Raw genomic sequence first — 13725 nt, forward strand, 5'->3', positions numbered from 1 at the left:
CATTTTTTACAAAATCAGTGTTTGGTCGCTTTCGCCCTTGACTTAGGCTTGGCGGCTTCAACCTGCGCCTCTTCGGTACTTAAAGGCGCAACCCAAGGTGTCGGCTGGCTTTCCAAGCCCAAAGCAAGGACTTCGTCTATCCATTTGACCGGATGGATGGTCAGGCCGGTTTTCACGTTTTCAGGGATTTCTTCCAAGTCTTTGACGTTGTCTTTCGGAATCAGGACGTGTTTGATGCCGCCGCGCAAAGCAGCCAACAGTTTTTCCTTCAAACCGCCGATTGGCAAAACTTCGCCGCGCAGAGTGATTTCGCCTGTCATCGCCACATCGGCGCGCACCGGAATTTTGGTAAAGGCAGACACCATCGCCAAAGTCATAGCAATACCTGCGCTCGGACCGTCTTTCGGCGTCGCACCCTCGGGAACGTGAACATGGATGTCTTTTTTCTCGTAAAAATCAGGAGCCAAACCCACTGATTCTGCACGGGAACGGACAACAGACCATGCCGCGGACACAGATTCCTTCATCACGTCGCCCAACTGGCCGGTACACTGGATCACGCCCTTGCCCGGCAACGCCACGGCTTCGACAGTCAGCAATTCGCCGCCGACTTCCGTCCACGCCAAACCGGTAACCTGTCCGATGCGGTTTTCACTTTCGGCAACGCCGTAATCGAAGCGGCGCACGCCCAAGTAGTCATGCAGGTTTTTCTCATTGACTTTAACCGCCTTAGGCTTGGCTTTGCTGGTTTTTTTGGTTTCAGACGACCTCTTCTTATCTTCGTTCAAGGTAATCTGCATCACCACCTTGCGGCAGATTTTGGCAATCTCGCGATCAAGCGAACGCACACCGGCTTCACGCGTGTAATAACGGATAATATCGCGCACCGCGCTTTCTTCGACGACCAATTCGCCTTCTTTCACGCCGTTGCGTTTCATTTGCTTCGGCACGAGATACTGCATGGCGATATTGATTTTCTCGTCTTCGGTATAGCCGGACAAACGGATGATTTCCATGCGGTCGAGCAACGGGGTCGGGATGTTCAAGCTATTAGATGTGGCGATAAACATCACATCGCTCAAATCGTAGTCCACTTCCGCATAATGATCGGCAAACTTGTTGTTTTGCTCAGGATCGAGCACCTCAAGCAACGCGCTGGCAGGATCGCCTCGGAAGTCGCTGCCCAATTTGTCGATTTCGTCGAGCAGGAACAGCGGATTCTTCACGCCTGCCTTAGCCATGTTTTGCAGGATTTTGCCGGGCATAGAGCCGATATAGGTACGGCGATGGCCGCGGATTTCGCTTTCATCGCGCACGCCGCCCAAAGCCATACGGACGTATTGACGGCCTGTCGCCTTGGCGATGGATTCGCCCAATGAGGTTTTACCCACCCCCGGAGGACCGACCAAACACAGAATCGGACCTTTGAGCTTGTCCATACGTTTTTGGACGGCAAGGTATTCCAAAATCCGTTCTTTGACTTTTTCCAAGCCATAGTGGTCGGCGTTCAATACCAAATCGGCTTTGGCGATGTCTTTGCTGACGCGGGATTTTTTCTTCCACGGCAACTCAAGCAAAGTATCGATGTAGTTGCGTACCACGGTAGATTCCGCAGACATAGGCGGCATCATTTTGAGCTTTTTCAGTTCGGACAGGCATTTCTCTTCGGCTTCTTTGGTCATGCCCGCTTCTTTGATTTTTGCTTCCAACGCATCCAGTTCGCCGCGTTCGTCTTCTTCGCCCAATTCTTTCTGAATCGCTTTCACTTGCTCGTTCAGATAATACTCGCGCTGGGATTTTTCCATCTGGCGTTTGACACGGCCACGGATGCGTTTTTCGACCTGCATGATGTCCAGTTCGGATTCCAACTGGGCAAGCAGAAACTCCATACGGCCGATAATGCCGAAGGTTTCCAAAATCTGCTGACGCTGCTCCAGTTTCAACTGCAAATGCGCCGCAATCGTGTCCACCAAACGGCTGTTATCATCGATGCCGTTGATGGTATTGATGATTTCGGCAGGGATTTTTTTATTCAACTTGGCGTATTGGTCAAACTGGGTAAGCAGCGTGCGGCGAATGGCTTCAATATCGGGATTGTCCGCATCCGCATACTCATCGACAGCTTCGACATGGGACAGGAACAATCCGCCACTCTCTTCAATGGTCAACACTCTGCCGCGCCGGATACCTTCGACCAACACTTTTACCGTACCGTCAGGCAGCTTCAACACCTGCAAAACCTGCGCAACCGTACCCGTACGGTGCAAATCGGACGCTGTCGGATCTTCGGTGTTCGGGTCGATTTGCGCCAGCAAAAACACCGGATCGTCATTCGCCATTGCCGCTTCCAATGCCGCAATGGATTTCGGGCGGCCTACAAACAGCGGCAGCACCATGTGCGGATAAACGACGACATCGCGTAAAGGCAGGGTTGCCAGTGCGCTGTATTCCTCAAAATGTTTTTCTTTTGTCGGCATATTGTTCTCTACTTGGTAATAAATTCGGAATGTGGCTTAAATTGGGATGGAAAAGCGTATTTCAAGACTTGAAAAAGCCGATGTACGCTTCTATTTTTATCGGCAACTTTTTGCGATAAAATACACGCCGTTCGAGGTCGTCTGAAAGGCTGGAAACTTTTCAGACGACCTCTCGGCATACAGCACATCAGGAGTCAGCCATGACCGACCAAACCTCACTCATCGAATTCCCCTGCCAATTCCCCATCAAAGTCATGGGCAACGCGCATCCCGAATTTGAAAAAAATATCTTGGAAACCGTCCGCCAGCACGCGCCCGATACCGAACCCCACCACATCACCACCCGTCAAAGCAGCAAGGGCAACTATACCGGCGCGACAGTTAAAGTAAACGTCGAAAGCAAAGAGCAACTGGACAAAATCTACCGCGCCCTGACCGATCACGAAATGGTGAAAGTGGTGTACTGATATGAAAATCGTGCAGAAAGGCATGGTCGAGTACCAACCGACTTTCGAAGCCATGAAAGCGTTCAACGCAGCCCGCGACGAACATACCGAAGACGAATTATGGGTGGTCGAGCATCCGCCCGTCTTTACACAAGGGCTGGCAGGCAAACCGGAGCACCTTCTGATTCGCGACGACATACCCGTCGTCCAAATCGACCGGGGCGGGCAAATCACTTATCACGGTCCCGGTCAGTTGGTCATCTACACCATGATCAACTTCAAACGCCGCAAAACCAGCGTCCGTAATATCGTCTCCGCGCTTGAAAACAGTATCATCGCCACTTTGGCGGAATACGGAATCGAAGCGGCGGCAGACCCGAAACGCCCCGGCGTTTATGTTGGTGAGCGCAAAATCGCCTCACTCGGCTTGCGCATCAAAGACGGTTCCGTCTATCACGGCCTGGCATTAAACGTAAACATGGACTTAAGCCCGTTTACCCACATCAATCCCTGCGGCTATGCCGGCATGGAAATGACACAAATCGCGGATTTTGTCCAACCCTGTCCCACCTTGGACGAAGTTGCGCAAAAACTGACCGCACACCTCGAGACACAACTCACACCGAAAGCGAACAATTAATGAGCGAAATCAAAGTTGACGATCCCAAACGCGGCGTCAAACTCAAAGGCGCGGACAAAACCGCCCGCATCCCTATCAAAGTCGTCCCCCTTCAGGAAAAACTGAAAAAACCCGAATGGATACGCGCCAAACTGCCGTCACGCAAATTCTTTGAAATCAAAGACATTTTGCGCGAACAAAAAATGCACACCGTTTGCGAAGAAGCCTCCTGCCCGAATATCGGCGAATGTTTCAGCAAAGGCACAGCGACCTTCATGATTATGGGCGATATTTGTACCCGACGCTGCCCGTTCTGCGACGTGGGACACGGCCGTCCGAATATGCTTGACCCCGACGAACCGAAACACCTCGCAGAATCCGTCAAAGCCATGAACCTGCGTTACGTCGTCATCACCTCCGTTGACCGCGACGATCTGCGCGACGGCGGCGCACAGCATTTCGCCGACTGCATCAAAGCCATCCGCGAAACCAGTCCGAACACCAAAATCGAAATCCTCGTTCCCGACTTCCGCGGCCGCTTGGACATCGCGCTGAAAATCCTTGCCGAAACCCCGCCCGACGTGATGAACCACAACTTGGAAACCCATCCGAGCCTGTACAAAAAAGCCCGTCCGGGTGCCAACTATCAGCACTCCCTCGACCTGCTGCGCCGCTACAAAGAAATGATGCCGCACATCCCGACCAAATCCGGCATCATGGTCGGCTTGGGCGAGACAGACGAAGACGTGCGCGAAATCATGCGCGATATGCGGGCGCACAATATCGAGATGATTACCATCGGCCAGTACCTTCAACCTTCAGACGGACACCTGCCCGTCTTGCGCTATGTCACGCCCGACCAGTTCAAAATCTTTGAAAAAGAAGCATACGAACTGGGCTTCACCAACGCCGCCATCGGCGCCATGGTCCGCTCAAGCTACCATGCCGACGAGCAGGCTGCCGAAGCATTACGCGAAAGTTGTGAATTCTGACGCTATTTGCGACTGAACTACGCTATTTGCGACTTTATAACGATAAGTTCGACTGGGCAAATATGGATCAACAACCAGTTATTGAAATTGCCGAATTCCCACATGATAATAAATTGTGGCGAATTGATAGGTTAGGGAAGATTTTTTCCCAATTGAAAAATAACAATAACCTGTTTATTGAAGTCTATTTACGCCCAGTTAACTTTCATGATAATTCTGTATATAACTTTGCTAGATTTGATAATTCTGGTAGAGAAATTCCAGAATATAATCAATTAAAAAAGATTCCTGTTAATATAGGCTTGCTTCCTATTTTAAGAGTTGGATCTCTTTGGATAAAAGGAAAACTTCAAAATAATAAAGCAGTTACAGATATAGTTACTCTTAAAAATATTGAAATAAATGCAAATACAGTAGAAATAATTAATAGCAATTACAAAATAAAATATTTAGATTCAAGCGGAAGAGAGCAAGAATGCAAACTATTGTTGCAGAAAAATTTTGCAACAGATGCAAAAGTACCTTTTTCTTGCTTAAAAATTCAAAATGAGAATTACAAAAATGGAATAATTATTCCAGTAATAGAAATTATCCGTTTTTATTATGCCTGTTCAACTAGACTAGCTCATTTAACATTTTCTAATCCAGAAGAAATTACAAAAATTTCATATGCGATAGATAATGAAACAGACAAGGTAGTCATTAAATTACCACAGCAATATACAGATCAAGAGGCCTTTATTTTAGCAAGAATATTGACTTCAGATATTGCTTTATCCGGATTCTTTCAGATTAAAAACTCCCTAATAAAAATAGGTTTTAACGAACAACCAACTACATTATTATCTACCAATTTCCCATTTATCAATTCAACCAATTTAGTGGTTCGCGGTATTAAAATTGTTGATAGATTCTTAGTTACGGAGATTTGTTCTTGTTCGGCTCCTTTTCCCGATATTTCTGTTGATAGGAATAATGACAACCGAAAGGGAGATAAGAAAACAGATATACCTGATGATGAAAAGAAAGAGTATCGAAGAGAGGGACGAACTTCCAGTCTCAAAGGAAACTCCATTATCCAAAATCAATATGAATCAGACACTTGCGTATCAACATTACAATTTGACTTAAACATAAATTGCTTTTCAGATTTGATCGGTAAAAAGATTGAAAAACCCAAAAAACCGTTTAATGAATACAAAGCACAGAAACTTGTTATAAATGAACAAATGAATGTAACCGGCTTAGGCGCGGATTTAGGTACATGGGGCCAAACTACAATTGCACCTGCGTCCATTAGCACATTTAATACCCAATCCGAAAAACACAATAGAGATGCCTTAGCTGCAACTTTTGAAAATTCCGTACGGGCTATCGAACATTTGAATGAAGAATATTCAAATATTCAAGCAGCTATCTATATGTCCAGCTCTCCGGCTTGTGAGTTTGTTCCATTAACTGATTCAGCCCATAAAGCCCAATGGTCGTATCTTGTTTCCAAAACCAAAACAAGGCGTAAGGTATTATTAGGAAAAATTGATTATAAAGATAGGACATTTTGGTTGATTGAAATTCAAGCTCGGAAAAGTGAGCATTTCGTTACAGCAATTATTTATTTTGAGACAAATGACGAGATGAAGTATCTGGGTCAATTGTTATACGTCTTGGCAAAAAAACGAGGAATTTGGGATAAAATTCCCAAAAGAACTAGTTTGCAAATTACTACTCTAAAACATACGCATAAAGATATTGCGAGTTTTGCACGGAAAATTAGCGAAAAAGTTTTTGAATTTACGAATAATTTAGATTTTAAAAAATAAGTTTTCAGCCCCTAAAGCTGGTACATGTTTTAATGGGGTATTCAGTTTAGATTGTATTAAAAACTTTGAACTTGGAAAAAATATGGAACAATTTATTCAATGGATTAAATCAGATATAGGAGTAACAATTGCTTGGATAGTTGGTGTAGTTTTTCCCGTTATAGGTCTAATTACAACGCTTTTTAAGTTCAAAAAGTCAAAACATGATAAAAAAAACAATATTATAAATCAATCTATTCAAGGCGATAATAATCAGCAAGCGGGGAAAAACATTATCAAACGAAAGGGTAAACCATGATTGGCGGAAAACATCAGCAAGATATAAGCGGAAATAATAATATGCAAGCTGGTGGGGATGTTATTAATAACATTACTTACTATCAAAACACCGATGTAGATATTTTATCAGCGATTGAAAAGGTGCTGAGCGGAATATATAAAAACGCTCAAAATGGAGAAGAATTTACTCCAATAGATACAAAATCTTATACCATCGAAAATAAAATTAACTTTAATGAAATTTCTTATTTTGATCCATTAGAAGACTTCCAGGAGGGGTATCACTATGTTAAAAATCAAATCAAAATACTTTCTGAAGTAGATCCTGCATGTGAAACAAGCATTACCCAGCATATTAAACATTATTATCGTAAGATACGCCGCAAAAATACTAATTGTTCTGCAGATAAAATTATTGAAAAAGTCTGTTCCGAAATTGAAACTGCATTAATTGGAAAGAACACAAGACTTGCTCTAGAAGAACAAAAAGCTGTTGAATTTGTGGTATTCTATATATTTGCAGAATGCAAAATTTTTGACAAACCACCATCCGACTATGCTTCTCAATAGGACAGAACCCCAAAAAAGCCTTTACTCTGTAGGGGCTTATTTAATAGGTAAACTTCGTGAATCCACGGAGCCATTTTATGCTGTAGAAATGTTTGAAAAATACGGTAACCAGCTGAATGTCAGCTTTCCTCAATTCATGCTAACACTTGACTGGTTGTTTCTGGCAGGCTTAATTGATTCGAATGGTGATGGAAGATTAAAAAAATGTTTCTAAAAAAATTTACGCTAACTAGTGAAACAGGTAAGACCATTAGGGAAGTAACCTTCAAAAAAGGCATTAATATCATCTTAGGCAGTTCGGATGAAAACCAACAAAACTCTTCCAATAGTTTAGGTAAAACTACCCTAATTCGCTGTCTTGATTTTTGCTTGGCAGGTAAAGACGCAAAAGCTATTTACACCGATTCTGAATTTAAAACAGAAAACCGCCTAGTTGTTGATTTTCTCAAAAAAGAAAAACCTACATTCAAACTTACACTTTCACACTCTTTTGATGCATCCGATGAAATCATTATCGAACGTTGTCTTGATCTAACCGCTCGAAGCAAAATTACTAACTATATTGATGGCAAAAAATACAAGCACGAAGAGTTTGACCTAAAGCTGAAAGAGCTTTTGTTTAATTTTACCGACCCCAAACCTACTCTACGCCAATTACTTGGAAAATTTATCCGCCAGCGGGACAACCAAATTGATAAGATATTATATTTCAATGGAAGTTTTTGCAAAAATGTTGAATATGAAAAAATTCATCTGTTTTTATTCGGCTTTAATCAAACAAATCTGTTAAGTAAAAAATCCGAAGTAGAGAAGCAACAGCGAAGTATAGAAAATGCACTTTACGTATTGGAAAAGCGTAATAGCATTAGCTCATTGAAGCAACGAATCAATTTGATTGAAGGTGAACTTTATGATTTAGAAGCTCAGCGCAATGCTTTTAACATTTCCGATAAATATGACGAAGAAGCGGCGCAATTAGAGAATATTCAAATTCAATTAAACAAAAACGAACAATTACTGGCAGAACAACGTTTAAAACGGAACGGTGCAAACGAAAGAATTACGCGGTTAGAGCGTGACGCAGTATCTGCAAACGGTAGTACTTTGCAATATCTCTATGAGGAAGCAAATTTTTATAACGAAGAATTAGCAAAGACTTTTGATGAAGTAGTTAATTTTCATAATACTATGCTGAAAAACGAAATCGCTTTTCTTAAAAAAAGCATACAAAAAAGCGATACTCGTATTTCTGAGTTGGAAAACGAGCGTTCTTATTTGACTGACGAATATAATCGGCTACTTTATAAATTAGGACAAACTGGCTCATTACGTGAATACACTAAACTCAACGACAGGATTGCCACCAAATACAAAGAAAAGGGAGAAGCAGACGCATTATTAGAAGAGCTAAACCATTACATTGGAGAATCAAAAGAACTAAAGGAAAAATTAGATAATCTCGTAGAAGAAATGCATAGAAATACTGAACTACTAGATGAGAATTTGAAAATATTCAATTTCTACTTTTCCAAATATACCGAACAGTTAACCGGCCAAAAATACTTGTTGTCATTCAACCTAACTAAAGATACTAACATATTTAAATTTCAAATAGATGAGTTTAACCACAACCCAGGCTCAGGAGAAAAACAAGCAGTAGTAATGGCCTTTGATTTAGCTTATATGGCCTTTTGCAATGATAAAAACCTTAGAAGACCGTTATTTGCAACTCAAGATAAAATCGAAGTTGTTGATATTCAGAAGATTTCTGTATTATTCAACTTGGCAAATCAACAAAATGGCCAATTAATTATTCCTATTATTAACGATAAAATTAAAGATTATCCTGATTTGGAAAAAGATACAGTTTTATTTTTGACTTCTGAAGATAAATTCTTTCGTATTGATAATGCCAAATGATGCCCATAACCCACCTCTTTAGTAGGTTTTATTCTATCTTTCAGACAGCACGCTTAAAATTAGAGGCTAATCTACTTCGACCTCATCAAAAACTCATAACTTCCGATATAATTCCTTATAAATATTCCTATTCATTTGAGAAACAATTTGACGAAAATCATCAGGACAATCTCGGAAATCTTTCAGTAAATGGTTATATCGAATTACTTTATCATGCCATGCTTGGATCAAATTATTCGGATAATTTTGCAACAACCACATACAAGAATAAATCGTGCTGTGTCGTTCCACCAAACTGCGACTTTCCCAACTCAGTCGACGAGAACGTTCTAATTGAACTGGAGTCTGATGTATTTGCTTGCACAAATAAGAGTACAAATCCGGTGCAAGCTTCTTTGATGTAGTAATCGCCAAAAAGTGATGCAGAATTTTTAGTTGTTCTTTTTCAGATTGGTTAAAAAGATAATCAAGATTAGCAATTCGGTTTAACCAATTTTGCCATTGCAGCCTGATTTCATCATTAAAGAAAATAACATTCTCACAAGGACTGTTGCTCAAGTCATATTGACAATTCCAACAATATTTCAACTCTGTAAAGCGCTGCAAATTAGGTTTACCTAAATCTTGTCGGTGAAAGGCAACATATATACCACATTTAGGACAGCAATCATGCATCATGATTTGATGTATTGGACAAAATGTATATAGGGCTATGCGCCATGATTTTCGGAAATATGTTTCATTGTCAGTAGCTAGACATAGCGGGCAATAAACAATAGCATTATTATCGCGTTTACGGTGATTGGCTTTAAGGCTGTTTATCCACGTCAATTGTCCTGAAAAATTGTTTTTGTCAAATAATCGACCTTGTAGGCTATCTAATGTGGTTGTTTTGATTCGAATGGTTGAACAGCCTGTTTTTTCAGCCAATGTATTGACCAACCAGTCAGGAGTATGGCGATCTATATCCCTATTCCATATCTCATAATTAGGAAATAGCAAATGACAGAAGGTTTGTACTTTCAACCCGTTTGCATGTGCTAAGCGAACCAACCATGATGTAAACAATTCATCAGGATAAGGTTTCGGATGAGCGGGTAAAATCATCTGAGTTTATCCAATTGACGTTTACGTTGGCTTGGGCTAATCCAGTTGATTGAATTTAAGATTGTTTCGTTAATACATTCAGTTTGTTGTTGAATAGCGGCTACAGCAGCTTGTGTCAGCAAACGAGAAAGCTCTCCAATATATCCTTCACTCATGGCATATAACTTTGTAGCCAACGAAATTTCATGTAAATCCGACGGTTGACTAAGCGGCAGCATCCGTTCAAAGCTCATCAATAAACGCATAAAATCCTTATTTAATTCCCAACGAGGAAGCACCGCAGGTTCAAAACGGTTGGCCAACTGTGCATCAGTTTGAATGGCTCGATATGCGTCTTTAATACCTACACCTACAATCGGAATTTGTAATTCATTTCCTAAGTATTTAATTACATTTAAAAACGTTTTCTGCTTATTCAAACTCCCGGAAAGGATATGGTGGATTTCATCAATAATCAACATTTTAGTATTAACGTATTTGAGCAAATGAAGCACTTGGGCAAGTTTTTTATCTGTCCTGTCATGAGTTTTATAGGGGGCAAACAGTAAATCTAAAATAGCATTGTAAAAACGGCTTTCATCAGGTATAGGCGGTGCTTGAATAATCACTACTGGTGCGATAATACCATTTCCATGTGGATTATCATGGGTTGGATGTTGCCGCAAAAAATATTTAATCAACATGGTTTTACCGTTATTAGTATCACCAACCAACAACATATTAGGCATACGGTTTTGTTTCGGGAAACTTAGCAAATCTTCCAGTTTTACCAAAATCTGTTGAGCCTGCGGATAACCTATCCAACGTGGGGAACGTATGTATTCAATGCGCTCAATATCACTATACTTTAGTTGTTCTTCTGCTTTGGGAGAAAGGTGAGGATAATTCATGATAAATCGTCCAAATCTTCAAAAGGCTGAATATCATCAAACATATTTTCCTCATTTTCAGACGATATAATATTCCTCGAATCAATTTGAGGCATAGGTAAAGATGCTCGAGTACTTTGATCTAATTGGCGACGTTGTTGAGCGCGACGGATGGCTTTAGTCTTACCTTGAGCTTGCTGTTCCAATTCTCGCATTCGTCCGTATGCTGCAAAAATCATGTTCTCATCAATATTCTGTTTCTGCTCATTTTTTAATTGTCTCTGAATCTCTCGTAACTCCCAAATGCTGATAACCGGATTCGAACTGTTCCGATAAGGTATTGGAAAATACATCAATAAATCTGGGTCATAAAACCAAATCACGCTCAAATCACGTGGATCTATGCGAAAAATGAACTGGCGAGCCTGTCTAGGATTAGTCGGATTAGTTGCTGCAATCCACGGTCGTAAAACGTCATGCCAATAAGTGATTTTATGGATAACTACCCCATATTGCTGCACCGTTCGCATTTCAAACGGCATAAAGGTCAAGCGCAATAGTGTCTCATCAACCACTTTATCAGGTAATCCTGTTCCTAAAGAAACATCATCTCCTAATACACCTGATTTCCATTTGGCTAACGGTGAGATTCCCAATCCAGAATGAGTACGCTGATGATAAACATCACAAATAAATAGTGTTAACCACGTTTCAAATTCAGTTAGCGTTAATGCCGCCTTGCTTTCGGAAGCATAATCTTTTCTTTGTTGTGTATTTGCAAAAGTAGTACCAGTTAAACCGTGGACTTCATCCAAAATCGTACCCAGTAAACGCTCAATGTGTCCTCCGAAATGAGGACGTGCCACAGGCCTCCACTCAATTTCAATACCGTATTGTTTACACGCCTTTTCCAGCACTTTGCCACGGAATTCTTTTGCATTATCCAAATGAATTTTGCGTGGCAAACCCCACACAGGCCACCGCCCTTTCACTCCATGTTTTGCCAACCAGCTTTCTTTAGACAAAATACTATGTGCTAAACACAAACCTGTAGATAATGCACTTGGTGGATCGAATGACACATAAAATCCCGTAACCATTCGGCTGAACACATCAATCGCCAGCGTAATCCACGGCCTACCAATAGGCTTACGATATACATCATCGACTAAAATAATGTCTAACTTTGTATGATCTATTTGTACCACTGAAAGCGGATAATCGGCATTTGGAAAGCTACCTTGTAAAGGAGAAAATTTCATTTCTGCTGCTTTATGGCTTAGCCGTTTAGCAGTTTTAATTTGAGGCGCAATATTTTTGATTCGAGAACGAATGGTATTAGCATGAGGAGCTGGTAAATTTTGTTTATGGCAACGCCGTGTAATTTCTCTAATGATTTTCTGTATTGATTTACGTTGTGTGCTTAAATAATCCACTTCCAATACTTGCCTGATAAGCTGTTCTACATCATCAGAAAGCTGTGTTTTACCACTATCACTACGCTGCTTACGTGTTAAAGCAGTCAGAACGCCGCTTTCCTTATAACTTTTTAACCAGCGATAAACCGTACTGATATGTACACCGCATTCGGCAGCTCTCGCTTGAACATCAGATTTACTACGTTTTGGATTTCGGATAAGTGGCTCAATTACATCGAAATGTTGTTGAGCTAATTGCCATTTTTGCTCAGGAATACTATCTAAGTGGGTTAATTCAGCACTCTGGACTGTTGATAGATCCGCTAATTTTGCTTGGTAATCTGCACCGGTTACACTATCGCGTAACTGATATGTTTCTAAATCCAGGACTGCTGTAATTACACAGATTTTGTTTTGAAACAAAACCATTGCACCGACATTCACATTTAAAGTTGCTTTCATTTTTTAAACCATATAGCGGATTGCATAGTGAGTGGTTGATTTAAATCTGCGCCAATTTTTCGTTCTGCAATTAAGTACCACAATACAGGCAATAATTTTGCTTGATTGTATTCATCCTGAAAAGTCTGTTGAATAAGCTGTTTAGGTGTGGATTTTTTCAATTCGCGTAACGATTCATCCAATAAAGTCATATATGCTTCGCTATATTCGCCAGATAAGCCATTTTGTTGATATGGCAATAAAAAGCGTACATTGCATAAATAATCAGTATGAATCTCTAACTCTGTAATCAGTTTAAAATGCCAACCGTGTGATTTGCAAAAATGTAAGGCAGCCTGAAATTTAGGTTTGAGTTCACGCCAGTTTTTACGTAAATCGCTACGATATTTTACTTCGTAAATAATTACATCATTTTGATAATGAACCAAAACATCAGGGGTATAGATATGCTTCTTTCCTGTTGGGTCAAACCACTCAATCGCGATAGGCTGTACTTCGAAATGCTGTACATTAGAATCAAATTCCAGCAGAGTTAAAAAATCACGCTCCAAAGATGACTCATAAGCTGCAATGCCTACAGCTTTGTTACATGGAGCAATGCCTGTAATATTTCGATAGTTTTTAGGAATTTTACGGATTGGCATAGTTTTATATGTGTAGTAGAAAAATGGTTAAAAGGAAGACAATCTTAATTAGTTAATACCCTTTATCAATAACCCAAACTCAATTAGCTTTCTTATAATTTA

The 13725-nt window shown here is 40.9% G+C and carries 12 protein-coding genes; 7 read left to right on the forward strand and 5 right to left on the reverse strand.

The genetic code is table 11. From position 1 onward, the window contains the following. Nucleotides 1-14: 14 nt before the first annotated feature. On the reverse strand, nt 15-2477 hold the full coding sequence (gene lon / locus HMPREF1028_RS05280) for an endopeptidase La (protein WP_003756828.1): 2463 nt from the start codon (nt 2475-2477) through the stop codon (nt 15-17). Between the two features lie 200 nt (nt 2478-2677). Between lon and HMPREF1028_RS05285 the strand changes: the two genes are divergently transcribed. The 7 genes from HMPREF1028_RS05285 to HMPREF1028_RS05320 all read left to right on the forward strand — a co-directional run bounded on the left by HMPREF1028_RS05285 (nt 2678) and on the right by HMPREF1028_RS05320 (nt 9123). After that, nucleotides 2678-2944, forward strand: coding sequence for a DUF493 domain-containing protein (locus tag HMPREF1028_RS05285; protein ID WP_003756826.1), 267 nt, complete (start codon nt 2678-2680; stop codon nt 2942-2944). A 1-nt stretch (nt 2945) separates the two neighbouring features. Continuing rightward, nucleotides 2946-3563: a lipoyl(octanoyl) transferase LipB gene (gene lipB, locus HMPREF1028_RS05290; RefSeq protein ID WP_009311759.1), complete on the forward strand. Its 618-nt coding sequence runs from the start codon at nt 2946-2948 to the stop codon at nt 3561-3563. Next, nucleotides 3563-4534, forward strand: a complete 972-nt coding sequence (gene lipA, locus HMPREF1028_RS05295) for a lipoyl synthase (RefSeq protein WP_009311760.1) — start codon at nt 3563-3565, stop codon at nt 4532-4534. Before lipB ends, lipA begins: the two co-directional genes overlap by 1 nt. A 62-nt stretch (nt 4535-4596) precedes the next feature. After that, nucleotides 4597-6354 (forward strand): hypothetical protein, encoded by a 1758-nt coding sequence (locus HMPREF1028_RS05300; RefSeq protein ID WP_009311761.1) that lies wholly within the window; start codon nt 4597-4599, stop codon nt 6352-6354. An 82-nt stretch (nt 6355-6436) separates the two neighbouring features. Beyond that, nucleotides 6437-6652, forward strand: a complete 216-nt coding sequence (locus tag HMPREF1028_RS05305) for a hypothetical protein (RefSeq protein ID WP_009311762.1) — start codon at nt 6437-6439, stop codon at nt 6650-6652. Next, nucleotides 6649-7203, forward strand: coding sequence for an ABC-three component system protein (locus tag HMPREF1028_RS05310; protein WP_009311763.1), 555 nt, complete (start codon nt 6649-6651; stop codon nt 7201-7203). The genes HMPREF1028_RS05305 and HMPREF1028_RS05310 overlap by 4 nt, the downstream gene beginning before the upstream one ends. Nucleotides 7204-7407: 204 nt before the next feature. Next, complete coding sequence (locus HMPREF1028_RS05320; protein WP_009311764.1) at nt 7408-9123, forward strand: DUF2326 domain-containing protein; 1716 nt, start codon at nt 7408-7410, stop codon at nt 9121-9123. 93 nt (nt 9124-9216) lie between these two features. On the opposite strand, the gene HMPREF1028_RS13465 is transcribed toward HMPREF1028_RS05320, so the two are convergent. From HMPREF1028_RS13465 to HMPREF1028_RS05335, 4 genes are read right to left on the reverse strand one after another with little or no spacing between them, the layout of a single operon-like run. Continuing rightward, entirely contained in the window at nt 9217-10230 is a 1014-nt protein-coding gene (locus HMPREF1028_RS13465) for a TniQ family protein (protein WP_009311765.1), read from the reverse strand. Continuing rightward, nucleotides 10227-11120: a TniB family NTP-binding protein gene (locus HMPREF1028_RS05325; protein WP_009311766.1), complete on the reverse strand. Its 894-nt coding sequence runs from the start codon at nt 11118-11120 to the stop codon at nt 10227-10229. Before HMPREF1028_RS05325 ends, HMPREF1028_RS13465 begins: the two co-directional genes overlap by 4 nt. Beyond that, nucleotides 11117-12979 (reverse strand): Mu transposase C-terminal domain-containing protein, encoded by a 1863-nt coding sequence (locus tag HMPREF1028_RS05330; RefSeq protein ID WP_009311767.1) that lies wholly within the window; start codon nt 12977-12979, stop codon nt 11117-11119. The genes HMPREF1028_RS05325 and HMPREF1028_RS05330 overlap by 4 nt, the downstream gene beginning before the upstream one ends. Beyond that, nucleotides 12976-13623, reverse strand: a complete 648-nt coding sequence (locus HMPREF1028_RS05335; protein ID WP_009311768.1) for a heteromeric transposase endonuclease subunit TnsA — start codon at nt 13621-13623, stop codon at nt 12976-12978. Before HMPREF1028_RS05335 ends, HMPREF1028_RS05330 begins: the two co-directional genes overlap by 4 nt. Between the last annotated feature and the right edge of the window lie 102 nt (nt 13624-13725).

This window comes from Neisseria sp. GT4A_CT1 (assembly GCF_000227275.1).
Classification (GTDB): Bacteria; Pseudomonadota; Gammaproteobacteria; order Burkholderiales; family Neisseriaceae; genus Neisseria.

What these genes read in the sequence shown, in the direction of transcription:
- HMPREF1028_RS05305 (WP_009311762.1), top strand. Translation starts at nt 6,437, where the DNA reads ATGGAACAATTTATTCAATGGATTAAATCAGATATAGGAGTAACAATT.
- HMPREF1028_RS05300 (WP_009311761.1), top strand. Translation starts at nt 4,597, where the DNA reads ATGGATCAACAACCAGTTATTGAAATTGCCGAATTCCCACATGATAAT.
- lipB (WP_009311759.1), top strand. Translation starts at nt 2,946, where the DNA reads ATGAAAATCGTGCAGAAAGGCATGGTCGAGTACCAACCGACTTTCGAA.
- HMPREF1028_RS05325 (WP_009311766.1), bottom strand. Translation starts at nt 11,120, where the DNA reads ATGAATTATCCTCACCTTTCTCCCAAAGCAGAAGAACAACTAAAGTAT.
- HMPREF1028_RS05330 (WP_009311767.1), bottom strand. Translation starts at nt 12,979, where the DNA reads ATGAAAGCAACTTTAAATGTGAATGTCGGTGCAATGGTTTTGTTTCAA.
- HMPREF1028_RS05320 (WP_009311764.1), top strand. Translation starts at nt 7,408, where the DNA reads ATGTTTCTAAAAAAATTTACGCTAACTAGTGAAACAGGTAAGACCATT.
- HMPREF1028_RS05285 (WP_003756826.1), top strand. Translation starts at nt 2,678, where the DNA reads ATGACCGACCAAACCTCACTCATCGAATTCCCCTGCCAATTCCCCATC.
- HMPREF1028_RS05335 (WP_009311768.1), bottom strand. Translation starts at nt 13,623, where the DNA reads ATGCCAATCCGTAAAATTCCTAAAAACTATCGAAATATTACAGGCATT.
- HMPREF1028_RS05310 (WP_009311763.1), top strand. Translation starts at nt 6,649, where the DNA reads ATGATTGGCGGAAAACATCAGCAAGATATAAGCGGAAATAATAATATG.
- lon (WP_003756828.1), bottom strand. Translation starts at nt 2,477, where the DNA reads ATGCCGACAAAAGAAAAACATTTTGAGGAATACAGCGCACTGGCAACC.
- lipA (WP_009311760.1), top strand. Translation starts at nt 3,563, where the DNA reads ATGAGCGAAATCAAAGTTGACGATCCCAAACGCGGCGTCAAACTCAAA.
- HMPREF1028_RS13465 (WP_009311765.1), bottom strand. Translation starts at nt 10,230, where the DNA reads ATGATTTTACCCGCTCATCCGAAACCTTATCCTGATGAATTGTTTACA.